18 protein-coding genes are annotated in these 23,675 nt (G+C 74.3%); 11 read left to right on the top strand and 7 right to left on the bottom strand.

Features of this window, described 5'->3' with window-relative positions:
- The first annotated feature begins 345 nt into the window (after positions 1-345).
- The 7 genes from GBN72_RS17500 to lgt all read left to right on the top strand — a co-directional run bounded on the left by GBN72_RS17500 (position 346) and on the right by lgt (position 6,125).
- Entirely contained in the window at positions 346-759 is a 414-nt protein-coding gene (locus GBN72_RS17500; protein WP_246212666.1) for a DUF2752 domain-containing protein, read from the top strand.
- A 157-nt stretch (positions 760-916) separates the two neighbouring features.
- Positions 917-1,726: an indole-3-glycerol phosphate synthase TrpC gene (gene trpC, locus GBN72_RS17495; protein ID WP_151772785.1), complete on the top strand. Its 810-nt coding sequence runs from the start codon at positions 917-919 to the stop codon at positions 1,724-1,726.
- 19 nt (positions 1,727-1,745) lie between these two features.
- Entirely contained in the window at positions 1,746-2,036 is a 291-nt protein-coding gene (gene trpM, locus GBN72_RS36050; RefSeq protein WP_151772784.1) for a tryptophan biosynthesis modulator TrpM, read from the top strand.
- Positions 2,037-2,049: 13 nt separating this feature from the next.
- Positions 2,050-3,336, top strand: coding sequence for a tryptophan synthase subunit beta (gene trpB / locus GBN72_RS17485; RefSeq protein WP_151772783.1), 1,287 nt, complete (start codon positions 2,050-2,052; stop codon positions 3,334-3,336).
- Positions 3,333-4,151 carry a tryptophan synthase subunit alpha gene (gene trpA, locus GBN72_RS17480; RefSeq protein WP_151772782.1) on the top strand — a complete coding sequence of 273 codons (819 nt, stop codon included), beginning with the start codon at positions 3,333-3,335 and terminating at the stop codon, positions 4,149-4,151. Before trpB ends, trpA begins: the two co-directional genes overlap by 4 nt.
- Before the next feature lie 118 nt (positions 4,152-4,269).
- Positions 4,270-5,043, top strand: a complete 774-nt coding sequence (locus tag GBN72_RS17475; protein ID WP_151772781.1) for a DsbA family protein — start codon at positions 4,270-4,272, stop codon at positions 5,041-5,043.
- Positions 5,044-5,129: 86 nt separating this feature from the next.
- Entirely contained in the window at positions 5,130-6,125 is a 996-nt protein-coding gene (lgt, locus tag GBN72_RS17470) for a prolipoprotein diacylglyceryl transferase (RefSeq protein WP_151772780.1), read from the top strand.
- A gap of 830 nt (positions 6,126-6,955) precedes the next feature.
- Here lgt and GBN72_RS17465 read toward each other — a convergent pair.
- The 7 genes from GBN72_RS17465 to GBN72_RS17435 all read right to left on the bottom strand — a co-directional run bounded on the left by GBN72_RS17465 (position 6,956) and on the right by GBN72_RS17435 (position 14,941).
- A complete protein-coding gene (locus GBN72_RS17465; protein WP_151772779.1) occupies positions 6,956-7,795 on the bottom strand; it encodes an HpcH/HpaI aldolase/citrate lyase family protein in 840 nt (279 codons plus the stop codon).
- Positions 7,792-9,006, bottom strand: coding sequence for a CaiB/BaiF CoA transferase family protein (locus GBN72_RS17460; RefSeq protein ID WP_151772778.1), 1,215 nt, complete (start codon positions 9,004-9,006; stop codon positions 7,792-7,794). The genes GBN72_RS17465 and GBN72_RS17460 overlap by 4 nt, the downstream gene beginning before the upstream one ends.
- Positions 9,003-9,905, bottom strand: a complete 903-nt coding sequence (gene rbsK, locus GBN72_RS17455) for a ribokinase (protein WP_151772777.1) — start codon at positions 9,903-9,905, stop codon at positions 9,003-9,005. Before rbsK ends, GBN72_RS17460 begins: the two co-directional genes overlap by 4 nt.
- Positions 9,902-11,347 carry an ADP-ribosylglycohydrolase family protein gene (locus GBN72_RS17450; RefSeq protein ID WP_174887153.1) on the bottom strand — a complete coding sequence of 482 codons (1,446 nt, stop codon included), beginning with the start codon at positions 11,345-11,347 and terminating at the stop codon, positions 9,902-9,904. The genes rbsK and GBN72_RS17450 overlap by 4 nt, the downstream gene beginning before the upstream one ends.
- Entirely contained in the window at positions 11,335-12,639 is a 1,305-nt protein-coding gene (locus tag GBN72_RS17445; protein ID WP_151772775.1) for an ADP-ribosylglycohydrolase family protein, read from the bottom strand. The genes GBN72_RS17450 and GBN72_RS17445 overlap by 13 nt, the downstream gene beginning before the upstream one ends.
- Positions 12,640-12,647: 8 nt before the next feature.
- A complete protein-coding gene (locus tag GBN72_RS17440; RefSeq protein WP_439959784.1) occupies positions 12,648-13,748 on the bottom strand; it encodes an ADP-ribosylglycohydrolase family protein in 1,101 nt (366 codons plus the stop codon).
- 215 nt (positions 13,749-13,963) lie between these two features.
- Positions 13,964-14,941, bottom strand: coding sequence for an ADP-ribosylglycohydrolase family protein (locus GBN72_RS17435; RefSeq protein ID WP_151772773.1), 978 nt, complete (start codon positions 14,939-14,941; stop codon positions 13,964-13,966).
- Between the two features lie 284 nt (positions 14,942-15,225).
- Here GBN72_RS17435 and GBN72_RS17430 point away from each other — a divergent pair, with 284 nt between their 5' ends.
- The 4 genes from GBN72_RS17430 to GBN72_RS17415 all read left to right on the top strand — a co-directional run bounded on the left by GBN72_RS17430 (position 15,226) and on the right by GBN72_RS17415 (position 23,526).
- Positions 15,226-15,957: a VIT1/CCC1 transporter family protein gene (locus GBN72_RS17430; RefSeq protein ID WP_151772772.1), complete on the top strand. Its 732-nt coding sequence runs from the start codon at positions 15,226-15,228 to the stop codon at positions 15,955-15,957.
- A gap of 556 nt (positions 15,958-16,513) precedes the next feature.
- Positions 16,514-21,106, top strand: a complete 4,593-nt coding sequence (gene gltB, locus GBN72_RS17425) for a glutamate synthase large subunit (protein ID WP_174887164.1) — start codon at positions 16,514-16,516, stop codon at positions 21,104-21,106.
- A complete protein-coding gene (locus GBN72_RS17420; protein WP_151772771.1) occupies positions 21,099-22,562 on the top strand; it encodes a glutamate synthase subunit beta in 1,464 nt (487 codons plus the stop codon). The genes gltB and GBN72_RS17420 overlap by 8 nt, the downstream gene beginning before the upstream one ends.
- A gap of 244 nt (positions 22,563-22,806) precedes the next feature.
- On the top strand, positions 22,807-23,526 hold the full coding sequence (locus GBN72_RS17415; protein ID WP_151772770.1) for a VWA domain-containing protein: 720 nt from the start codon (positions 22,807-22,809) through the stop codon (positions 23,524-23,526).
- The last annotated feature ends 149 nt before the right edge of the window (positions 23,527-23,675 follow it).

Raw genomic sequence — 23,675 nt, 5'->3', positions numbered from 1 at the left:
GCGGCTCCAACAGTCCTGGCCTCCCCGGACGCCCTGGCAATCCCGGACGCCTCGGCAGTCGCGGACGCCCTGGCCACCCCGGACGCCTCGGCAGCTTCAGACGCCTCTGGCGGCCCTGCGGCCCCCACTGTTCTGGCCTCCCCGGACGTCTCGGCAGTCCCAGCGGCCCTGGCCACCCCGGACGCCCTGGCAGCTTCAGACGCCTCTGGCGGCCCTGCGGCCCCGACAGACCCGGCCTCCCCGGACGCCCTCGCCGTCCCCGACGCCTCGGCAGCCCCGGACGCCTCCGGTGGCCAGGCGGCCCAGCTTGTGTCTCCCGGGCCCGCGGGCCGCGGGCCGGGGCTCCTGCGGGCGCCGGCGCGCTCGGCGTGGCGGCGGCTGGCCGCCCCCGTCGCGGTGCTCGCCGCGGTCGCGGGCGCCTTCGCCTACGTCGGCGCCGTGGACCCCAACGAACCCGGGCACTACCCGGCCTGCCCGCTGCTCAGCGTGACCGGCCTCTACTGCCCCGGCTGCGGCGGCCTGCGCAGCGCCCACGCCTTCGTCCACGGCGACCTGGCCGCCGCGCTCCATTCCAACGCGCCGGCCGTCGTGGGCTACCTGCTCTTCGCCGTCCTGTGGGCCGTCTGGGCGGTGCGGGCGGCCCGGGGGCTGCCCGTGCGGTTCGAGCCACGCCCGGCCCAGCTGTGGACGTTCGGCGCGGTGCTGGCCGTGTTCACCGTCGTCAGGAACCTCCCGTTCGGTCACTGGCTGCACCCATGAGGCCCTTCGCGCACACCTGATGCCTCCCGCACGGAAACGTCCAGGTAGTGGGACCGGCGGCGCCGGATGCGGGAGCGGGGGCCGCCTGCGGATACCATCGCCAGTGACCATCGGTATCGAACGGAACCGACCACCGTCACGGAAGGGGGCCGCTCGCGTGAGTGTGCTCGACGAGATCATCGACGGAGTGCGGGCCGACCTCGCGGAGCGGCAGGCGCGCGTCGGCCTCGACGAGCTCAAGGAGCGCGCGGCCAAGGCCCCCGCCGCCAAGGACGGCGCCGCCGCACTGCGCGGTGACGGCGTCAAGGTCATCTGCGAGGTCAAGCGGTCCAGCCCCTCCAAGGGCGCGCTGGCCGCCATCGCCGACCCGGCGGCCCTCGCCGCCGACTACGAGGCGGGCGGCGCCGCGGTAATCTCCGTGCTGACCGAGAAGCACCGGTTCGGCGGATCGCTGGACGACCTCGAGGCGGTCCGGGCCCGGGTGGACATCCCGGTGCTGCGCAAGGACTTCATCGTCTCCTCCTACCAGCTCTGGGAGGCGCGGGCCCACGGCGCCGACCTCGCCCTCCTGATCGTCGCCGCCCTCGAGCAGCCGGCCCTGGAGTCGCTGATCGAGCGGGCCGAGTCCATCGGGCTCACCGCCCTGGTCGAGGCGCACGACGAGGACGAGGTGGAGCGCGCGCTGGACGCGGGCGCCAAGGTCGTCGGCGTCAACGCGCGGAACCTCAAGACGCTCGAGGTGGACCGCTCCACCATCGAGCGGGTGCTGCCGGAGATCCCGCCGCACATCGTCAAGGTCGCCGAGTCCGGTGTCCGCGGGCCGCACGACCTGATCGCCTACGCCAACGCCGGGGCGGACGCCGTCCTGGTCGGCGAGTCGCTGGTGACCGGCAAGGACCCCAGAACGGCCGTGGCCGACCTGGTGGCCGCGGGGGAACACCCCGCAATCCGGCACGGGCGCGCCTGAGGCCGGGTAGCCTGAGGTGATGTCCGCCGAGCCGCAGCCCGCCGAGTGCCGCGGATCCGCGGGTGCGTGCCGAACGGCCCGCACCCCGGAGCCGTGCGCGGGTCAGGCGTGCCCGGCGGAGCCCGCCGAGGAGCGCTTCGCGCGACTGGCGCGCGGCTGCAAGCCGCGCGGGTGCAGGGCGCCGGCCCGGCGGGTGCGGGGCCGCAGGGTCCGGTACGTCATAGGGGACGAGCCGGGACAGGTGAACGGGATGCGATGGCGCGGGGGCGAAGCCCCACGCCGATCCGACATCACCCGTGACCACCTGTGAGGTGACTCTTCGCATGTCCAGTCAGTTCTTCGTGCCCGATCCGGACGGGCACGTCCCCAGCGCCGCCGGCTACTTCGGCGCCTTCGGCGGCAAGTTCATCCCGGAGGCGCTCGTCGCCGCCGTCGACGAGGTCGCCGTCGAGTACGACAAGGCCAAGTCGGACCCCGAGTTCGCCCGCGAGCTCGAGGCCCTGCTGGTGCACTACACCGGCCGTCCCAGCGCCCTGACCGAGGTGCCCCGCTTCGCCGGGCACGCCGGCGGCGCGCGGATCTTCCTCAAGCGCGAGGACCTCAACCACACCGGCTCGCACAAGATCAACAACGTGCTGGGCCAGGCCCTGCTGACCCGGCGGATGGGCAAGACCCGCGTCATCGCCGAGACCGGCGCCGGACAGCACGGCGTGGCCACCGCCACCGCCTGCGCGCTGTTCGGCCTCGACTGCACCATCTACATGGGCGAGATCGACACCCAGCGCCAGGCCCTCAACGTCGCCCGGATGCGCATGCTGGGCGCCGAGGTGGTCGCGGTGAAGTCCGGCAGCCGCACCCTCAAGGACGCCATCAACGAGGCGTTCCGCGACTGGGTCGCCAACGTGGACGACACCCACTACCTGTTCGGCACGGTCGCCGGCCCGCACCCCTTCCCGGCGATGGTGCGCGACTTCCACCGCGTCATCGGTGTCGAGGCGCGCAGGCAGCTGCTGGAGAGCGCCGGCCGGCTGCCCGACGCGGCGGTCGCCTGCGTCGGCGGCGGCTCCAACGCCATCGGCCTCTTCCACGCCTTCATCCCCGACGAGGGCGTCCGCCTGATCGGCTGCGAGCCGGCCGGCCACGGCCTGGAGACCGGCGAGCACGCCGCCACCCTCACCGTCGGCGAGCCCGGCATCCTGCACGGCTCCCGCTCCTACGTCCTCCAGGACGAGGAGGGCCAGATCACCGAGCCCTACTCCATCTCCGCGGGTCTGGACTACCCGGGCATCGGCCCGGAGCACGCCTACCTCAAGGACAGCGGCCGCGGCGAGTACCGCGCGGTCACCGACGACGCCGCCATGCAGGCGCTGCGCCTGCTGTCGCGCACCGAGGGCATCATCCCGGCGATCGAGTCGGCGCACGCCCTGGCCGGCGCGCTCGAGGTCGGCCGCGAGCTGGGCCCGGAGGGCCTGATCGTGGTCAATCTCTCCGGCCGGGGGGACAAGGACATGGACACGGCAGCCCGTTACTTCGGGTTGTATGATGCCGACGCGTCGGTCGCCGCCGACCAGGCCGGCGACGTCGCGGAGATCGAGGGGGACGCCAAGTGACCGGTAACCGACAGCTGTTGAGCGACACTCTCGCGGCCACGAAGGCCGAGGGCCGGTCCGCGCTCATCGCTTATCTTCCGGCGGGCTTCCCGACCGTCGAGGGCGGCATCGACGCGATCAAGGCGGCCTTCGACGGCGGCGCCGACGTCGTCGAGGTGGGCCTTCCGCACAGCGACCCGGTGCTGGACGGCCCGGTCATCCAGACCGCCGACGACATCGCGCTGCGCGGCGGGGTGAAGATCGCCGACGTGATGCGCACGGTCCGCGAGGCACACGAGGCCACCGGGAAGCCGGTGCTGGTGATGACCTACTGGAACCCGATCGACCGCTACGGCGTCGAGCGGTTCACCGCGGAGCTCGCCGAGGCCGGCGGCGCGGGCTGCATCCTGCCCGACCTTCCGGTCCAGGAATCCGCGCTGTGGCGTGAGCACGCTGAGAAGCACGACCTGGCCACCGTCTTCGTGGTCGCCCCGTCCAGCCAGGACGCGCGGCTCGCGGAGATCACCGAGGCGGGCAGCGGCTTCGTCTACGCGGCCTCGCTGATGGGCGTCACCGGCACCCGCGCGTCCGTCGGCGAGCAGGCCCAGGAACTGGTGCGGCGCACCCGCGCCACCACCGACCTGCCGGTCTGCGTGGGTCTCGGCGTCTCCAACCGCGCCCAGGCGGCCGAGGTGGCGGGCTTCGCCGACGGCGTGATCGTCGGCTCGGCCTTCGTGCAGGGGATGCTCGACGCGGGCGACGACGCGGACGCCCGCCGCGAGGCGGTCCGGGCGCTCGCCGCCGACCTGGCGGAAGGCGTGCGCGGGCGGGCGTAGGCCCGCCAGGCCCCGTACCCGGCCCCGCGGAGGGTCAGGGGAACAGGGCCGCTCACTCGAACGGGTGGACATGGGACCGGGGAGGCGCGTTGCGCCTCCCCGGTTCGTTCTGCCCCATGTGAGTGAGAAGAACCGAGACGGAAAGCGCAGCGCCCGCCAGCGCCTGGCGGTGGAGCGCGAGAAGCAGAAGGCAGCGGAGAAACGCCGCCGTGCCCTGATCGTCGGCGGGGCCGTGGTCTGCGTCCTCGGTCTCGCGGCTGTCGTCGGCGTGCTGGCCGCCAACTCCGGCGGGGACACCAGCGACGCCGAGGGCCCGGCCGTGGCCCCCTCCGGCGCGGGCGGCGAGAAGAAACTGGCCGTGCCCGTCGGCAGCCCCGACGCCCCCTCCACGCTCGTGGTCTGGGAGGACTTCCGCTGCCCGGCCTGCAAGGCATTCGAGACGGCCTACCGGTCCACGATCAACGAACTGACCGAGGCGGGCTCCCTCAAGGCCGAGTACCACCTGGTCACGCTGATCGACGGCAACCTCGGCGGCAGCGGCTCCCTGCGCTCGGCGAACGCCGCCGCCTGCGCGCAGGACGCCGGTAAGTTCCCCGCCTACCACGACGTCCTCTTCGACGCCCAGCCCGCGGAGACGGACGACGCCCTCGCCGACAACGGGAAGCTGATCGAACTGGCCGGCAAGGTCCAGGGCCTCGACACCCCCGCCTTCCGCGCCTGCGTCAACGACGGCACCCACGACAGCTGGGTCCGCGAATCCAACGAGGCCTTCCGATCCGGCGGCTTCAGCGGTACGCCGACGGTCCTGCTCAACGGCAAGAACATCTACCAGGACCGTTCGATGACACCGGCCAAGTTCCAGCAGATGGTGGAGGCGAAGGCCGGCCGTTAGCCGTCCTCGCGGCCGCGCCCCGTTATGGAGCCGTTGCCGGGCCGCCCGCCTTCCCGGTGGCCCGGCACGGTAGCGTCGACCCTGCCATGGAACTTGCCTACATTCCCAGCCCGTCGCGCGGGGTGCTGTACCTCGGTCCCGTCCCGCTGCGCGGCTATGCGTTCTGCATCATCATCGGCGTCTTCGTCGCCATCTGGCTCGGCAACCGGCGCTGGGTCGCCCGTGGCGGACGGCCGGGCACGGTCGCCGACGTCGCGGTGTGGGCCGTGCCGTTCGGCCTGGTCGGCGGCCGCCTCTACCACGTGATCACGGACTACCAGCTGTACTTCGGCGCGGGCCGTGACTGGGTGGACGCCTTCAAGGTATGGGAGGGCGGTCTCGGCATCTGGGGCGCGATCGCCTTCGGCGCGGTCGGCGCCTGGATCGGCGCGCGCCGCCGGGGCATCCCGCTGCCGGCGTACGCCGACGCGGTCGCGCCGGGCATCGCCCTCGCCCAGGCCATCGGCCGCTGGGGCAACTGGTTCAACCAGGAGCTGTACGGGCGCGAGACGGACCTTCCGTGGGCCGTCCACATCACCTCCTCGCTGGACGGCCGCGTGCCGGGCTACTACCACCCGACCTTCCTCTACGAGTCGCTGTGGTGCGTCGGCGTCGCGCTGCTGGTCATCTGGGCGGACCGCAGGTTCAAGCTCGGGCACGGGCGGGCGTTCGCGCTGTACGTCGCCGCGTACTGCGCCGGGCGGTTCTGGATCGAGTACATGCGGGTCGACGAGGCCCACGAGATCCTCGGCCTGCGGCTGAACAACTGGACGGCCGTGGTGGTGTTCCTGCTGGCCGTGCTGTATTTCGTGCTGTCGGCGCGGAAGCGGCCGGGGCGGGAGGCGGTCGTCGAGCCGGGAGCGGGGGACGACGACTCCGACTCCGACTCCGGCTCCGACTCCGGTGCGGGCTCCGACTCCGGCTCCGACGCCGGCTCGGACGCCGATTCCGATGCGGACTCCGGCTCCGGTGAGGGCGCGGGGCCGGGCGGCGGGAGTGGGTCCGCCGAGGCGGCGGGCCGGACGGACGCCAAGGGCAAGTAACCTCACCTCGCGAAGGCACCATGCGGCACGGCGCCGCGTCCCGTATCCCCGGGGCGCGGCGCCGTCGCATGTCCCCCCGCGGCCCTGGCACCCCTTGCGGTCCTGGCCCGGCCCGGCCAGGCCCGGCCCGTACCTCTGCGGGCAATCGTGCCGCTAAGGGCGGCACGGGTGGGCGCAGGCCTCACGTACGCACGTGACGGCTCGCTCCGCGGAAGTTGAGCCCCTCTGGGAAGGGGGCGGGTCGGGGGATGAACAGTGCTGTCCGCCCGGGGCGGGGCTTGGGCGCGCCGCAGTGAGGTCACGTGCGTAAGGTGCAGCCTGCTCGGGCCTGGTGGAGCGGACCGCTTGCCGCGAGGGCGCCGCCCTGCGCCCGCCCGTGCCGCCCTCTGGGCGGCCCAGCCGCCCGCAGAACGGCGGGGCGTGCCGCGCCCGCAGAACGGCGGGGCGTGCCGCGCCCGCAGAACGGCGGGGCGTGCCGCGCCCGCAGACCGGCGGGGCGTGCCGCGCCCGCAGAACGGCGGGGCGTGGCGCCTGCAGAGCGGCGGGGCGTGCCGCCCGCGGGACGGTGGAGCGGACCGCTTGCCGCGAGGGCGCCGCCCTGCGCCCGCCCTCCCTCAAGCTCTCGGCTTCGCTCGAGCAGGTGGGGGTGCCCCCGGACGGAGTCTGGTGGAGGACCCCCATCGCCCTCTGGGCGGCCCAGCCGCCCGCAGAACGGCGGGGCGTGCCGCGCCCGCAGAGCGGTGGGGCGTGTCGCCCGCGGGACGGTGGGGTGTGCCCGTCCGCGGGGCGGGTGGCGTGCGCGTCCGCAGGGGGTGCCTGGGTGCCGCGGGTCAGCGGGGGGTGGCGAGGGCGAGGGTGCGGTGGGCGGCGGTGAGGACGGCGGCGTCGACGAAGCGGCCGTCGGGCAGGGCCTGCGCCCCGGGCCCGGAGCGACGGGCCGCCTCGACGACCTCCTCGGCCTCCTCGACCTCCCGCGCCGTGGGGAGATACGCCCGCTCGATCACCGGCAGCTGCCGCGGATGGATCGCCGCGCGCCCCAGGAACCCCAGCGCCCGCCCCCGCGCGCACCCCGCCGCCAGCCCGTCCAGGTCCCGCACGTCCGGGTGCACCGACTGCGCCGGCGGCGCCAGCCCCGCCGCCCGCGCGGCCACCACCACGCGCGACCGGCACCAGTCCAGCCCCGCGTCCACCCGCACCCCGAGGTCGGCCCGCAGGTCCGCCTCGCCCAGCGCGAGCCCGCCCACCGACGGGTCCGCGCGGGCGATACGGAACGCCTCCTCGATGCCCAGCGCGCTCTCCAGCAGTGGGTACAGCCGCAGGCCCGCCCGGCCGAGGGCCGCGGCCTGCCGGGCCACCCGCACCACCTCCCGCGGGGAGACGACCTTGGGCAGCCGCACCCCCGACGGCCCGTCGCAGGGCAGCAGCGTCTTCAGGTCGGCGACGCCCTCCGGCGAGGACAGGGCGTTCACCCGCACGTGCAGGGGGACGGCCTGCCGCTGCGCGAGCAGCTCCGCGGTGGCGTCCCGCGCGTACTCCTTGCGCTCCGGCGCGACCGCGTCCTCCAGGTCGACGATCACCACGTCCGCCCCGGCCCGCAGCGCCTTGGCGACCACCGCGGGCCGGTCACCGGGTGCGTAGAGCCAGGTCAGCGGCGGCCTCGCGGCGCTCATACGACCCCCTCCCGCCGCAGCGCGGCGATCTCGTCCGCATCCAGCCCCGCCTCGCCCAGCACCGCCTCCGTGTCGGCCCCGTGCGGCCGCCCCGCCCAGCGGACCGCGCCGGGTGTCGCGGAGAGCCGGAACAGCACGTTCTGCATCCGCAGCTGCCCGAGTTCGGGGTCGTCGACGGTGGTGATGGTGCCCAGTGCCCGGTACTGGGGGTCCTCCATCACGTCCCGCACGTCCTGGACCGGCGCCACCGCCGCCTCCGCCTTCTCGAAGGCGTCGAGCACCTCCGACCGCCCGCGCCGGGCGATCCACACCCCGACCGCCTCGTCCAGCACGTCGGCGTGGGCCGCGCGCCCCGCCCCGGTGGCGAACCACGGTTCCGTGATCAGCTCGGGCCGCCCCACCAGCCGCATCACCCGCTCCGCGACGGACTGCGCGGAGGTGGAGACGGCGACCCAGGTGCCGTCGGCGGTCCGGTAGGTGTTGCGCGGGGCGTTGTTCTGCGAGCGGTTGCCGGTGCGCGGCTGGACGTGGCCGAGCTGGTCGTACCAGAGCGGCTGCGGCCCCAGCACCGTGAGGATCGGCTCGATGATCGCCATGTCGACGACCTGCCCCTCGCCGGTGCGGTCCCGGGCGGCCAGCGCGGTCATCACGGCGTAGGCGGTGGCCAGCGCGGCGATGGAGTCGGCGAGCCCGAACGGGGGCAGCGTGGGCGGCGCGTCCGGTTCCCCGGTGACGGCGGCGAAGCCGCTCATCGCCTCGGCGAGGGTCCCGAAGCCGGGGCGGCGGGCGTAGGGCCCGACCTGTCCGAAACCGGTGACCCGGGTCAGCACCAGGCGTGGGTTGACGGCGGACAGCGCCTCCCAGCCCAGGCCCCACCGTTCCAGGGTGCCGGGGCGGAAGTTCTCCACCACCACGTCGGCGTCCCGGGCGAGCCGCAGCAGGGTGTCGCGGCCGCCCGGCGCGGACAGGTCGAGGGTGATGGTGCGCTTGTTGCGGCCGAGCAGTTTCCACCACAGCCCGATCCCGTCCTTGGCGGGCCCGTGCCCGCGTGAGGGGTCAGGCTTCGACGGGTGCTCCACCTTGATCACGTCGGCGCCGAAGTCGCCCAGCAGGGTGGCGGCGAGCGGCCCGGCGAACAGGGTGGCGAGGTCCAGCACCCGCAGTCCGGACAGCGGCGCGGGGGCGGGGGAGCCGGTCGTGGGCAGGTTCATGATGCGTACCGTGCTTCGATCTCGGAGCGGTAGGGCATCGACGCCGACGCCCCCGGCCGCTGCACCGACAGGGAGGCGGCCGCCGCCGCCCAGCGCAGGGCGTCGGGCATCGGGCGTCCCTCGGTGAGGGCGACGGCCAGGGCGCCGGCGAAGGTGTCACCCGCCCCGGTGGTGTCCACGGCCCGCACCCGGGGGGCGGGGACGGCCACCGGTTCGGTCCCGCGCGCCGCCCAGAGACAGCCGGCCTCGCCGAGCGTGACCACCACCTCCGGCACCCGTTCCAGCAGGGCCAGCGCCGCGCCGCGCGGGTCGGCGACGCCGGCCAGCGCGGCCGCCTCGTGCTCGTTGGGCAGCAACAGGTCGACGCGGTCCAGCAGCTCGGGCGGCAGCTGCCGTACCGGGGCGGGGGTCAGCACGGTGCGCACGCCGTGCGCCCGGGCCACCCGGGCCCCCGCGACGACGGCCTCCACCGGGATCTCCAGCTGCAGCAGCAGCAGGCCGGCGCCCCGGATCGTCTCCTCGTCGCGCGGGGTGAGCGAGGTGACGCCCGCGTTGGCGCCGGGGACGACGACGATGGAGTTGCCGCCCTCGTCGTCCACCACGACGTGCGCGGTGCCGGAGGGGCCCTCGGCGGTGCGCAGACGGTCGGTGACCACCCCGGACGCCTCCAGGGCGGAACGCAGCCGGAGGCCGGACGTGTCGTTGCCGACCGCGCCGATCAGGGAGACGGTGGCGCCCGCGCGGGCCGCGGCCACCGCCTGGTTGGCGCCCTTGCCGCCGGGCGCGGTGCGGAACTCGCGGCCGGTGACGGTCTCCCCGCGCTGCGGGGCCTTGGCGACGTAGGCGACGAGGTCCATGTTGGCGCTGCCGAGTACGGCGATGCCGCTGACGGTGCTCATGAGGTGGCGGTCTCCAGGACGGTCCGGGCCGGCCGGGCCCGGTCCTGCCGCGGGCCCGGTGCGCCGAGGTGGGCGGTGGTGCGGCCGAGGGCGTCGAAGCCGACGCCGTCGAACCCGGCCACGGTGGTGGCGAGCCGGTTCCTCAGCGGCGCGGTCCACCGCTCGGGCAGTGCCTCGCGGGAGCCGGCGAGCAGCCCGGCCACGCCGCCGGCGGTCGCGCCGTTGGAGTCGGTGTCCCAGCCGCCGGAGACGGCCCGGCAGACCGAGCCGGTGAAGTCGCCGTCGGCGTGGGTGAGGGCGGCGGCGATCAGCGCCGTGTTGGGCACGGCGTGGACCCAGTGGTAGCGGGCGTGCTCACGGTGCAGCGCGTCCACGACGGGCTCGAACGCGGCGGCGTCACCGGCGTGTTCACGGGCCAGCCGGACGGCGTGCCGGACCGCACGGGCCAGCCGCGAGGCGGGCGGAACGACGGCCAGCCCGGCCCGCAGGCAGCCGTGCACGTCGCTCCCGCCGCCCGCCGCGGCCGCGATCACCGCGGCGGCGAACATGGCGGCGTGGACGCCACCGCCGGTGTGGCTGAGCACGGCGTCGCGGTGTGCCTGCTCCGCCGCGGCCCCCGGGTCGCCGGGGTTGGTCCAGCCGTGCACGTCGGCCCGGATGAGCGCGCCGATCCACTCGCGGAACGGGTTGCGGTGGCGTGCGGTGCGCGGCGGCTCCACCCCGGACAGCAGGTTGCGGTAGGCGACGCGTTCGGCGGTGAACAGGCGGCCCGCGGGCAGCTCGTCGAGCCAGAGGCGGGCCACGTCGTCGGTGGTGAACGACCGGCCGTGGCGGCGCAGCAGGAGCAGGCCGAGCAGCGGGAAGTTGAGGTCGTCGTCCTCCGGCATGCCGTCGATGTTCTCGGCCAGCGAGGTGGGGGCCGAGCGGCGGTTCCACGGATGCGCGGCGGCCAGCTCGGCGGGCAGGCCGCGGGCGGTGAACCAGGTGGTGAGCGGCCAGTTGCCGGTGGCGCGGGCCAGGGCGCGGATGCCGTCCAGGGGCAACTTCTCCACCGGCTTGCCGAGCAGGCAGCCGGCCGCACGGCCCAGCCAGGCGGCCTCCAGCCGGGCCGCCGACGGCACGGTGGCGGTGGCGGTGGCGGTGGCGGGGCCGGGCCAGTCGGGGCAGAGGGCCTTGATCCGGTCCAGTCCGGTGGGTTCGTCGTCGGCCAGCGGGGAGGGCAGCTCGGCGAGTTCGTCGAGGAGGTCCTCGGCGAGGGTGCGCAGGTAGCGGGAGACCGGGGCGGGGGAGGCGCCCGAGCGGTCCGGGGCCTCGGGGCCGCCGGCCGCGCGCCAGCGGGCGGCGATCGCGGCGACGGTGGCCGGAGAGCGGCCGTCCTGCGCGGCCTGCCGCAGCTCGTGGCCGAGCAGGTCCTCGGGCTGCACCCAGGTCATCCGGAGCACGGGGCGCCTCCGATCGCGGTGAACGCCGTCTCGTGGGCGCGTCGGCGGGCGACGTCCCGGGCGAAGACCTCCCGCGTCACGGCGGTGAGGGAGCGGGCGGGTCCGTCCAGGTCGAGGCGGCTGGCCTCGGCGACCCGGCCGGCCCACTCCGCGGGCGCCGGGGAGCCGAGCGCGCCGGCCAGGGCGCCGGCCATGGTGGCGATGGAGTCGCAGTCCCGGCCGTAGTTGACCGAGCCGAGCACCGCCTGCTCGTAGTCCCCGCCGGCCACCAGCAGCATCCCCAGGGCGACGGGCAGTTCCTCGATCGCGTGCAGCCGGGACGGGCGGCGGGCGCCCAGCGAGGGCGCGCGGTAGTCGGGGCCGACGGTGTCGAACGGGGCGACCGCCTCGCGCAGCGGGCCGAGCGCCGCCTCGAACTCCGTGTGGCGGGCGGCGGCGCCGCAGACCGCCTCGATCGCGGCGCGGGTGCCGTCCTCGGCGAGCGCCAGGCAGGCCGCCACCACCGACTCCGGCGTCGCCCCGGGCGCGCAGGCCGCGGCCACCGCCGCCGCGAAGACGCCCGCGGCCTCCCGCCCGTACGAGGACTGGTGCGCGCCGGCCACGTCCAGCGCCTCCGCGTAGGCGCCCGCCGGATGCGCCGCGTTGACCAGGCCGACCGGCGCCATGTACATCGCGGCGCCGCAGTTGACGATGTTCCCGCAGCCGGCCTCGCGCGGGTCGACGTGCCCGTAGTGGATCCGTGCCACCAGCCACTTCTCGGCGAGGAAGATCCGCTGCAGCGGCAGTGCCTCCGCCTCCAGTTCGGGGATCCAGCGGGGAGCGCCCATCAGGTCCGGCACCAGGTGCTCGGCGATCGCGTAGGCGTCCAGGTGGTCGCGGACCCGCTCGTAGACGCGGATCAGGGCGTGCGTCATCAAGGTGTCGTCGGTGACGTGCCCGTCGCCTTTGTGGTACGGCGCGATGGGGCGGGCGGTGCGCCACCCGTCGCCGTTCCAGGGGCCGACGACGCCCCGGACGCGGCCCCCGTGGCGTTCCAGGATCTGCTCGGGGGAGTACCCCTCGACCGGACCGCCGAGGGCGTCGCCGACGGCCGCGCCCGTCAGCGCGGCGGCGATCCGCGCGTCCAGGGAGGGGACCGGGGGTGGAAGCTCTTCCCGGGATGCGGCCGTCGCCGTGGCGGTGGCCGTCACCGTGGCGGCGGGGCTCCCCGCCGGACGCCGGCTCGGGTCCCGGTCGTTCTCCGGGTGACGGTCCTGTCCTTGTGGCGGCCTTTCGGGCGTGATGCGCGTCATGGGCGGAATCATCCTCCGCCGGACGGGGGCCGCGCGGCTTCGAGGCGTTCGGCGAGTTCCACCAGGTCGGTCCCGGCCAGGCGGGGCAGGGCGCACCCGGAGAGGGTGCGGCAGGCCTGGCGCCATGGCCCCGGGACGGCCGCGAGGCCGCCGAGGGCGCCGGTGAGCGCGCCGGTGAGGGCGGGCGCGGAGTCGGCGACCCGGGAGAGGCAGGCGGCGGCCGGCACCGCCTCGCCGATCCGGCCGCCGGAGGCCAGCGTCAGCGCGAGCGCCACCGGGACCGTCTCGGCGGCGGCGATGCCGTAGCTGTACACGTGGTCCACGATCTGGTGCTCCAGCAGCGGCACCAGCGCGAACGCGCCCTCGGCGGCGGTCTCGCGGGCCAGGTGCAGGGCGTGCCGGGCGTTGCGGCCGGCCTCGGAGGTGCCGGGCAGCTCGGCCAGCGCCGCGTCCACGCAGGCGTCCACGCCGGCGCCGGCCAGGGCCAGGGAGACCGCGGCGGCCATGGCGCGGGCGCCGTGCACCCCGTCGCCGTCCTGGGAGTAGCGGGCGTCGAACTCGGCGAGTTCCGCCGCGCCGCGAGGATCACCCGGGTGGGCGACGGCCAGCACACACGCGCGTACACATGCCGCGTCGTCGAAGTAGTGCGGGTTGTCGTGGCCGGTGGCGGGCGGACGCAGGCCGGTGGCCAGGTTGCCGAGGCCCGCGCGCACCGAGATCCGGGCGCGCAGCGGCACGGCGGCGGACTCCGCCTCGGGCGCCGCCCGCTCAGCCTCGGCGACCTCGTCGGCGACCGCGCTCCACGCCAGGTCGACGGCGGCGCGGATCCGCCGGTCGCGGTCCAGGTCGGACAGGAGGGCGTCGTCCCCCGCCCGCAGCAGCGCCTGCGCGGTCCAGGCCGCCCACTCGGCGTCGTCGGAGGGGCCCAGGCGCAGCGGGTCGGGCGGCTGGTTCAGGGCGATGGGCACGGGCAGGGTCGTGGTGGCGTTCTGCTCGGCGAAGGTGTCCAGCTCACGGGTGAGCCGCCGGGTCCACTCCGGCATCCGCGCCGCCCGGTGCCGTGCGGCGGGCCACCCGGCGGCGTCCCCCGCCGCGAGCCCGAGCAGCATCGCCGTCACGCGGCGCGGCCCGCCCGCGGGCTCCCGCCGCCCCGACCTCCACGTGGTCGCCCGGCCCGGTCCGGCGGCGTGGGCGGGCGCCGCGGACACGGGGACCGGGCCGGGGGAGGAGACGGGTGCACCGCCGGCGGCGAGGGCCGCGGGGGCGGGTGAGCCGGGGCCGGCCGCGGGTGCCGTGCCGGGCGGCCGGGGGGTGTCCGGTGGGGTCATGCGCCCTCCCTGGTGAGGGTGAGGAGGTCGGCGATGTCGAGGACGTGGCGGCCCGCCATGGCCGGCAGGCAGCTGCCGCGGACCGGGCCGATGGGGGCCGCCCACTCGTCGGGGATCGCGGCGATCCCGGACGTCGCGCCGGCCAGCGCGCCCGCCACGGCGGCGGTGGTGTCGGCGTCGCGGCCCATGTTGACGGCGGTGAGGACGGCTTCCCGGAAGTCGCCCTCGGCCGCCGCGTACGCGCCGAAGGCGAGGGCCACGGCCTCGGGCGCCAGGTCGGTCCACGGGTAGCCGGCCACCACCACCGCGGACCGCACGGCCCGCTCCCCGCGGTGGGCGACCGCGACGGCCCGGCGCAGCGAACGGGCGGTCCAGGAATCGTCCGGGACCACCGCGAGCGCCGAGGCGACCACCGCGACCGGGTGCGCCCCGGTCATCGCCGCGGCCACCCCCGCCGCCACCGCCTGGCCGCCGTAGATGCCCTCCCCGTCGTGGCTGACCGAGCCGTCCACCGCCACCAGCCGGGCCGCCTCCGCCGGGCGGCCCGCCGCGAACACCCCGAACGGGGCCGCCCGCATCGCCAGCCCGTCGCTCCAGGCGTGCCGGTGCTGGGCGGAGATCGGCGCGGCCAGGCCCCGGCGCAGGTTCTCCAGGGTCCCGCGCTCACTGAACCCGGCGCCCTTGAAAGGCCCCTCGTCGCGGTCGGCGATCCACTCGTGCCAGGCCGCCTCCACGTCCGCCGCCGTGAGGGCGAAACCGTGCCGCGCCAGCAGCAGGCCGCAGAAGACGGCGTACTCCGTGTCGTCGGTGCCGGCCGGCTCGTCCTGGACGTACCCGGTGATGCGGCCCCAGCGGGCACGGATCTCCGACGGCCGCATGTTCTCCGCGGGCGCGCCCAGCGCGTCCCCGACCGCCAGGCCCAGGAGCGCTCCGCGCGCCCGGGCGCGCAGGTCCGGTGTGCCGACGGCCGCCATGCGCGCCTCCTAGACGGGAGGGATGTCCCTTGTGCCCTTGTGAGGATCTGTGCCACGCCGCCGCCCCGGCCGACCCTCGGACACGCCGACGTCACCCGGACGACATGTGTGCGCATCCTTCTTCGAATGAGCGAATCTGGCGAAACCTGCAGGTGAGGGCAGCCTTCCCTTGCTGGCGGGGTACGCGTGAGAGGCGTAACTTGGGGAACATCAAAAAGTAGACCCAGTCCAAACTGGCGTGGTCGACGATGTCCGCGCACCCGGTACGACCCCGAGTGGGAGACATGGCCGTTCTCGAGATACAGGCGCCGCTGCACGAGGCGCACCGTGACAACCACACCCACCGCGACGTCAACGGCGGCTGGCTGCGCCCCGCGGTCTTCGGCGCGATGGACGGCCTGGTGTCGAACCTGGCGCTGATGACGGGCGTGGCGGGCGGCGCCGCCTCCAGCAGCGCGGTGGTGATCGCCGGACTCGCCGGCCTGGCGGCCGGGGCCTGCTCGATGGCGGCCGGCGAATACACCTCCGTCGCCTCGCAGCGCGAACTCGTCGAGGCCGAACTGGACGTCGAGCGCCGCCAGCTGGCCCGTCACCCGCAGGCCGAGGAGGCCGAGCTCGCCGCCCTCTACCAGGCGCGCGGCGTGGACGCCGCCACCGCCCGCGAGGTCGCCCGCCAGCTCTCCAAGGACCCCGAGCAGGCGCTGGAGATCCACGCCCGCGAGGAACTCGGCGTCGACCCCGGCGACCTGCCCTCCCCGAAGGTTGCCGCGGTCTCCTCCTTCGCCTCCTTCGCGCTCGGCGCGCTGCTGCCCGTGCTGCCCTACCTGCTCGGCGCCACCGCCCTGTGGCCCGCGGTGCTGCTCGCCCTGGCCGGCCTCTTCCTGTGCGGCGCGGTGGTCGCCAGGGTGACCGCCCGCAGCTGGTGGTACAGCGGCCTGCGCCAGCTCGCCCTCGGCGGCGCCGCGGCCGGGGTCACCTACCTGCTGGGCAGCCTGATCGGCACCGCCGTCGGCTGACCCCCGCCGAGGCCTGCGCGCGACGACCGCCGCCGCGGACCCGGTGGCGGCCGTCGCGTGTGCGCCCCACATGTCGCGCAGGAGTCCCGCGCAGGTCAGCGGAGTTACGGCGATGTGACCTTCGTCCCCGCGACGCATCCGGACCGCGGCCGTATCATGAAGGCCGCTCACTTGTGTGAGGGGCCGCACATCACGTGGCCGTCCCTGGTTTCGCATACGAGGCCACGGGGCATGAGCCGGAACGCGCCGGGCAAGGACGCCCGCGGCGCACCTCTGTCGAACACGGGCGACGAAGCCTGTACCCAGGAAAACGTCAGGACATTCCCTGGCATCTCCTCCGCATGCCCGCCGGCACCCCGGCGGACGACCGGCCACGGCCCCCGCGTCCACATGGTGGAACGGAGTATCCGATTCCTGGTCTCCGTCTCACTATGTAACGCACGAGTATCTTCGCCCCACCTCAGCAGAGGGCCAACGTCGTCCCTCGGCAACCGTGCCCCCAGAGCCCCAGAGCCTGGGAGGACATTTCCGCCACATGACGACGACGGGAGAGCCGATGCGTACGCCGCGCCAGCCGTCCCAGCACTCCACGAACGGCCGTAACTGGTCGTACATGGATGCTCGCCCTGCTGCCCAGGGCCTCTACGACCCGCGCGACGAGCACGACGCCTGCGGCGTCGGATTCGTAGCCACCCTCACCGGCGAGGCGACCCACACGCTGGTCGACCAGGCCCTGACCGTGCTCCGCAACCTCGAGCACCGCGGCGCCACCGGCTCCGAGCCCGACTCCGGCGACGGCGCCGGCATCCTCTCCCAGGTCCCCGACGCCTTCCTCCGCGAGGTCGCCGGCTTCACGCTCCCCGAGGCCGGCCACTACGCCGTCGGCATCGCCTTCCTCCCGCAGGACGGCACGGACGAGGCCGCCGCCCGGATCGACGCCGTCGCGGCCGAGGAGAACCTCACGGTCCTCGGCTGGCGCGAGGTCCCGGTCGCCCCCGACCTGCTCGGCGCGACCGCCCGCTCCACCATGCCGGCGTTCCGCCAGATCTTCGTGACCGACGCAAGCGCCTCCGGCATCGAGCTGGACCGCAAGGCGTTCGTGCTGCGCAAGCGCGCCGAACGCGAGCTGGGCGTCTACTTCCCGTCGCTGTCGGCCCGCACCATCGTCTACAAGGGCATGCTGACCACCGGTCAGCTCGAGCCCTTCTTCCCGGACCTCTCCGACCGCCGCTTCGCCTCGGCGATCGCCCTGGTCCACTCCCGGTTCTCCACCAACACGTTCCCGAGCTGGCCGCTCGCGCACCCCTACCGGTTCATCGCCCACAACGGCGAGATCAACACCGTCAAGGGCAACCGGAACTGGATGAAGGCCCGCGAGTCCCAGCTCGTCTCCGAGCTGTTCGGCGAGGAGAAGCTGGAGCGGATCTTCCCGGTCTGCACCCCGGACGCCTCCGACTCCGCCTCCTTCGACGAGGTCCTGGAACTCCTGCACCTCGGCGGCCGCTCGCTGCCGCACAGCGTGCTGATGATGATCCCGGAGGCGTGGGAGAACCACCCCACCATGGACCCGGCCCGCCGCGCGTTCTACCAGTACCACGCGGCCATGATGGAGCCCTGGGACGGCCCGGCCTGCGTCACCTTCACCGACGGCACCCAGGTCGGCGCGGTCCTCGACCGCAACGGCCTGCGCCCCGGCCGCTACTGGATCACCGACGACGGCCTCGTCGTCCTCGGCTCCGAGGTCGGCGTCCTCGACATCGCCCCCGAGAAGGTCGTCCGCAAGGGCCGCCTCCAGCCGGGCCGCATGTTCCTCGTCGACACGGCCGAGGGCCGCATCATCGAGGACGACGAGATCAAGCACGCCCTCGCCACCGAGCACCCTTACCAGCAGTGGCTCGAGGATGCCGAGATCGAGCTCGAGGACCTCCCCGAGCGCGAGCACATCGTGCACACCCACGCCTCGGTCACCCGCCGCCAGCAGACCTTCGGCTACACCGAGGAGGAGCTGCGCGTCATCCTCGCCCCCATGGCGAAGGCCGGCGCCGAGCCCATCGGCTCCATGGGCACCGACACGCCCATCGCCGCCCTCTCGCAGCGGCCGCGCCTGCTGTTCGACTACTTCACCCAGCTGTTCGCGCAGGTCACCAACCCGCCGCTGGACGCCATCCGCGAGGAACTCGTCACCTCGCTGCGCTCCCCGCTCGGCCCACAGGGCAACCTGCTGGAGCCCACCGCGGAGTCCTGCCGCAGCGTCGTCCTGCCCTTCCCGGTCATCGACAACGACGAGCTGGCCAAGCTCATCCACATCAACGCCGACGGCGACATGCCCGGCATGAAGGCGGCCACCCTCTCCGGCCTCTACCGGGTCTCCGGCGGCGGCGAGGCGCTCACCGCCCGCCTCGACGAGATCTGCGCCGAGGCCGACGCCGCCATCGCCGGCGGCGCCCGCCTGATCGTCCTCTCCGACCGGCACTCCGACGCCGAGCACGCGCCGATCCCGTCGCTGCTGCTCACCGCGGCCGTCCACCACCACCTCATCCGCACCAAGCAGCGCACCCAGGTGGGCCTGCTGGTCGAGGCCGGCGACGTCCGCGAGGTCCACCACGTCGCCCTGCTCATCGGCTACGGCGCCGCCGCGGTCAACCCGTACCTGGCGATGGAGTCCGTCGAGGACCTGGTCCGCGCGGGCACGTTCCTGCCCGGCATCGAGGCCGAGCAGGCCATCCGCAACCTGATCTACGCCCTCGGCAAGGGCGTCCTGAAGGTCATGTCGAAGATGGGCATCTCCACCGTCGCCTCCTACCGGGGCGCCCAGGTCTTCGAAGCGGTCGGCCTCGACGACGAGTTCGTCCGCCGCTTCTTCGACGGCACCGCCACCAAGATCGGCGGCGTCGGCATCGACGTCGTCGCCCAGGAGGTCGCCGCCCGCCACGCCAAGGCCTACCCGGTCACCGGCATCGCGCCCGCACACCGCGCGCTCGAGATCGGCGGCGAGTACCAGTGGCGGCGCGAGGGCGAGCCCCACCTGTTCGACCCGGAGACCGTCTTCCGTCTCCAGCACTCCACGAAGACCGGCCGCTACGACGTCTTCAAGAAGTACACCGACCGGGTGAACGAGCAGTCCGAGCGCCTGATGACGCTCCGCGGCCTGTTCGGCTTCACCTCCGACCGCCCCTCGATCCCCGTCGAGGAGGTCGAGCCGGTCTCCGAGATCGTCAAGCGCTTCTCCACCGGCGCCATGTCGTACGGCTCCATCTCCAAGGAGGCGCACGAGACCCTCGCCATCGCCATGAACCAGCTGGGCGCCAAGTCCAACACCGGTGAGGGTGGCGAGGACCCGGACCGCCTGTACGACCCGGCGCGCCGCTCGGCGATCAAGCAGGTCGCCTCCGGCCGCTTCGGCGTCACCAGCGAGTACCTGGTCAACGCCGACGACATCCAGATCAAGATGGCCCAGGGCGCCAAGCCCGGCGAGGGCGGCCAGCTGCCCGGCCACAAGGTCTACCCGTGGGTCGCGAAGACTCGGCACTCGACGCCGGGCGTGGGGCTCATCTCCCCGCCGCCGCACCACGACATCTACTCCATCGAGGACCTCGCCCAGCTCATCCACGACCTGAAGAACGCCAACCCCAAGGCCCGCATCCACGTGAAGCTGGTCTCCGAGGTCGGCGTCGGCACGGTCGCGGCGGGCGTCTCCAAGGCCCACGCGGACGTCGTGCTGATCTCCGGCCACGACGGCGGCACCGGCGCCTCGCCGCTGACCTCGCTCAAGCACGCGGGCGGCCCCTGGGAGCTCGGCCTCGCCGAGACCCAGCAGACCCTGCTGCTCAACGGCCTGCGCGACCGCATCGTCGTGCAGACCGACGGCCAGCTGAAGACCGGCCGCGACGTGATCATCGCCGCGCTGCTCGGCGCCGAGGAGTTCGGCTTCGCCACCGCGCCGCTGGTCGTCTCCGGCTGCGTCATGATGCGCGTCTGCCACCTCGACACCTGTCCGGTCGGCATCGCCACCCAGAACCCGGTCCTGCGCGAGCGGTTCACCGGCAAGGCCGAGCACATCGTCAACTTCTTCACCTTCATCGCCGAAGAGGTCCGCGAACTCCTCGCCGAGCTGGGCTTCCGCTCCATCGCCGAGGCCGTCGGCCACGCCGAGGTCCTCGACGTCGCCCGCGCCGTCGACCACTGGAAGGCCCAGGGCCTCGACCTCGCGCCCCTCTTCCACGTGCCCGAGCTGCCCGAGGGCGCCGCGCGCCACCAGGTGATCGCCCAGGACCACGGCCTGGAGAAGGCGCTCGACAACGAGCTGATCAAGCTCGCCGCCGACGCCCTGGCCGTCAACGACGCCGGCGACGTCCGGCCGGTGCGCGCCCAGGTCCCGGTCCGCAACATCAACCGGACCGTCGGCACCATGCTCGGCCACGAGGTGACCAAGAAGTTCGGTGGCGCGGGCCTGCCCGACGACACCATCGACATCACCTTCACCGGCTCGGCCGGCCAGTCCTTCGGCGCCTTCGTCCCGCGCGGCATCACGCTGCGGCTGGAGGGCGACGCCAACGACTACGTCGGCAAGGGCCTCTCCGGCGGCCGTCTGGTCGTCCGCCCGGACCGCGGCGCCAGCCACCTCGCCGAGAACTCCGTCATCGCCGGCAACACCGTCGCCTACGGCGCCACCGGCGGCGAGCTGTTCCTGCGCGGCGCCACCGGCGAGCGGTTCTGCGTCCGCAACTCCGGCGCCCTGGTCGTCTCCGAGGGCGTGGGCGACCACGGCTGCGAGTACATGACCGGCGGCCAGGCCGTCGTCCTCGGCCCGACCGGACGCAACTTCGCGGCCGGCATGTCCGGCGGCACCGCCTACGTCCTGGACCTGAACCCCGGGTACGTCAACGCCGGCAACCACGACGCCGTCGAGACCCTCGACGACACCGACCGCGCCTGGCTGCACGACGTGGTGCGCCGCCATCAGGAGGAGACCGGCTCGACCGTCGCCGAGAAGCTCCTGGCCGACTGGGACGACGCCGGCCGGCGGTTCAGCAAGATCATCCCCAGCACGTACAAGGCAGTGCTCGCCGCCAAGGACGCCGCCGAGCTCGCCGGACTCGACGAGTCCGCGATCACCGAGAAGATGATGGAGGCGGCGACCAATGGCTGATCCCAAGGGCTTTCTCAACCACGGCCGTGAGGTCGCCCGGTCCCGGCCGGTCGAGGAGCGGCTGCAGGACTGGAACGAGGTCTACGTTCCCGGCTCCCTGCTGCCGATCGTCAGCAAGCAGGCCAGCCGCTGCATGGACTGCGGCATCCCGTTCTGCCACAACGGCTGCCCGCTCGGGAACCTGATCCCCGAGTGGAACGACTACGCCTACCGCGAGGACTGGCAGAACGCCTCCGAGCGGCTGCACGCCACCAACAACTTCCCGGAGTTCACCGGGCGGCTGTGCCCGGCGCCCTGCGAGTCGGCGTGCGTGCTCGGCATCAGCCAGCCGGCGGTCACCATCAAGAACGTCGAGGTCTCGATCATCGACAAGGCCTGGGACAGCGGCGACGTCCGCCCCCAGGCGCCGGAGCGCCTGTCCGGCAAGACCGTCGCCGTGATCGGCTCCGGCCCGGCCGGCCTGGCCGCGGCCCAGCAGCTCACCCGCGCCGGCCACACCGTCGCCGTCTACGAGCGCGCGGACCGCATCGGAGGCCTCCTCCGCTACGGCATCCCCGAGTTCAAGATGGAGAAGCGGCACATCAACCGCCGCATCGAGCAGATGCGCGCGGAGGGCACCAAGTTCCGCACCGGTGTGGAGATCGGCCGCGACGTCGAGGCCGAGTCGCTGCGCAAGCGGTACGACGCCGTCGTGCTCGCCGTCGGCGCCACCACGGCGCGCGACCTGCCGGTGCCCGGGCGCGAGCTCAAGGGCATCTACCAGGCGATGGAGTACCTGCCGCTGGCCAACAAGGTGCAGGAGGGCGACTACGTCACCACGCCCGTCTCCGCCGAGGGCAAGCACGTCGTCGTCATCGGCGGCGGCGACACCGGCGCCGACTGCGTCGGCACGGCCCACCGCCAGGGCGCGGCCTCCGTCACCCAGCTGGAGATCATGCCCCGGCCGAACGACGACCGGGACGCGGTCAGCCAGCCCTGGCCGACCTTCCCGATGCTCTACAAGGTGACCTCCGCGCACGAGGAGGGCGGCGAGCGGGTCTACTCCGTCTCCACCACCCACTTCGAGGGCGACGAGGACGGCAACGTCCAGTGGCTGCACCTCACCGAGGTCGCCTTCGTCGACGGCAAGCTCACCCCGAAGCCGGGCACCGAGCGGAAGATCCCCGCCCAGCTGGTCACCCTGGCCATGGGCTTCACCGGGACCGACCGTGAGAACGGCCTGGTCGACCAGCTCGGCCTGGAGCTCGACGCGCGGGGCAACATCGCCCGCGACAAGAACTTCCAGACCAACGTCCCCGGCGTCTTCGTCGCCGGTGACGCGGGCCGCGGCCAGTCGCTCATCGTGTGGGCCATCGCCGAGGGCCGCAGCGCCGCCCGCGGCGTCGACCGGCACCTGACCGGCACCAGCACCCTGCCGGCGCCGATTCTCCCGGACGACCGCGCCCTGGTCGCCTGACCGGGCACCGTCCGGCCCGGACCGCCCGACCGGACGCCGTCCGGCCGGGCGGCGCCGGCCCGGTCGCGTCGGCCCGGCCCGCCGGCCCGGGCCGACGCCGCCGGGTGGCCTTCCGCCCCGTTCCCCGTGCCTGGGGAGCGGGGCGGAGCCGTCCCCCGTGTGGGAGGACGCGGCCGTCCCGTAGCCTTCGCGGCAGGAGCGTCCCTGGGCACGATGCGGGGCGCCAGGGGAAGGGAGCGGCGGCATGCCGGCCATCAGCCTGACCAAGGTCGAGCAGAGCGCGCCCGCGCTGGTGAACCTCTACAAGGCCGCGGGGCGCACGGTCGCCCGCCACGGGCTGGGGGACGAGCGCGCCGCCGTGTACCTGGTGGTCGATTACAGCGGCTCGATGAAGCCGTACTACAAGGACGGCAGCGTCCAGGCCCTCGCCGACCGGGTGCTGTCGCTGGCCGCCCACTTCGACGACGACGGCGTCGTGCCCACCGTCTTCTTCTCCACCGAGGTGGACGCCGTCACCGGGATCGACCTGGCCCGCCACGAGGGCGCCGTCGACCGGATCGTCGCCGGACTCGGCCACATGGGCAAGACCAGCTACCACCTCGCCATGGACGCCGTCATCGACCACCACCTCGACAGCGGCGCGACCGCCCCCGCCCTGGTGGTCTTCCAGACCGACGGCGGCCCGATCAGCCGGCCCGCCGCGGAGCGCTACGTCTGCAAGGCGGCCAAGCTTCCCCTCTTCTGGCAGTTCGTCGGCTTCGGCGACCCGCACAGCAAGCAGTTCGACTTCTTGCGCAAGCTCGACGAACTCGCCGTGCCGGGCAAGCGCGTCGTCGACAACACCGGCTTCTTCCACGCCGGGCAGGACCCGATGAGCATCTCCGACGACGAGCTCTACGAGCGCCTCGTCGGCGAGTTCCCCGCCTGGCTCCGCGCCGCCCGGGCCCAGGACATCGTCCGCTGAGACGCGCACCGGGCGCACCGGGCGTACCAGGCGCACCAGGCGTACCGGGCGAACCTGGCGTACCGGGTGCCCCGGTGTCACAGGGTGGACCCCCCTCTGTTTTCGAAGGTTCCTTGCATAACATCGCTGTCCCGCCGTGCGAAGGCGGC

It is taken from the genome of Streptomyces abyssomicinicus (assembly GCF_008974245.1).
Taxonomy (GTDB): Bacteria; Actinomycetota; Actinomycetes; order Streptomycetales; family Streptomycetaceae; genus Streptomyces; species Streptomyces abyssomicinicus.
The sequence above is the reverse complement of the archived record's forward strand: the minus strand, read 5'-3'. Positions and strand labels throughout refer to the sequence as shown.

What these genes read in the sequence shown, in the direction of transcription:
- GBN72_RS17430 (WP_151772772.1), top strand. Translation starts at nt 15,226, where the DNA reads ATGGCCGTTCTCGAGATACAGGCGCCGCTGCACGAGGCGCACCGTGAC.
- GBN72_RS17445 (WP_151772775.1), bottom strand. Translation starts at nt 12,639, where the DNA reads ATGACGCGCATCACGCCCGAAAGGCCGCCACAAGGACAGGACCGTCAC.
- GBN72_RS17460 (WP_151772778.1), bottom strand. Translation starts at nt 9,006, where the DNA reads ATGAACCTGCCCACGACCGGCTCCCCCGCCCCCGCGCCGCTGTCCGGA.
- GBN72_RS17440 (WP_439959784.1), bottom strand. Translation starts at nt 13,748, where the DNA reads ATGCTGCTCGGGCTCGCGGCGGGGGACGCCGCCGGGTGGCCCGCCGCA.
- trpB (WP_151772783.1), top strand. Translation starts at nt 2,050, where the DNA reads ATGTCCAGTCAGTTCTTCGTGCCCGATCCGGACGGGCACGTCCCCAGC.
- lgt (WP_151772780.1), top strand. Translation starts at nt 5,130, where the DNA reads ATGGAACTTGCCTACATTCCCAGCCCGTCGCGCGGGGTGCTGTACCTC.
- GBN72_RS17415 (WP_151772770.1), top strand. Translation starts at nt 22,807, where the DNA reads ATGCCGGCCATCAGCCTGACCAAGGTCGAGCAGAGCGCGCCCGCGCTG.
- gltB (WP_174887164.1), top strand. Translation starts at nt 16,514, where the DNA reads ATGCGTACGCCGCGCCAGCCGTCCCAGCACTCCACGAACGGCCGTAAC.
- rbsK (WP_151772777.1), bottom strand. Translation starts at nt 9,905, where the DNA reads ATGAGCACCGTCAGCGGCATCGCCGTACTCGGCAGCGCCAACATGGAC.
- trpM (WP_151772784.1), top strand. Translation starts at nt 1,746, where the DNA reads ATGTCCGCCGAGCCGCAGCCCGCCGAGTGCCGCGGATCCGCGGGTGCG.
- GBN72_RS17435 (WP_151772773.1), bottom strand. Translation starts at nt 14,941, where the DNA reads ATGGCGGCCGTCGGCACACCGGACCTGCGCGCCCGGGCGCGCGGAGCG.
- GBN72_RS17465 (WP_151772779.1), bottom strand. Translation starts at nt 7,795, where the DNA reads ATGAGCGCCGCGAGGCCGCCGCTGACCTGGCTCTACGCACCCGGTGAC.
- GBN72_RS17420 (WP_151772771.1), top strand. Translation starts at nt 21,099, where the DNA reads ATGGCTGATCCCAAGGGCTTTCTCAACCACGGCCGTGAGGTCGCCCGG.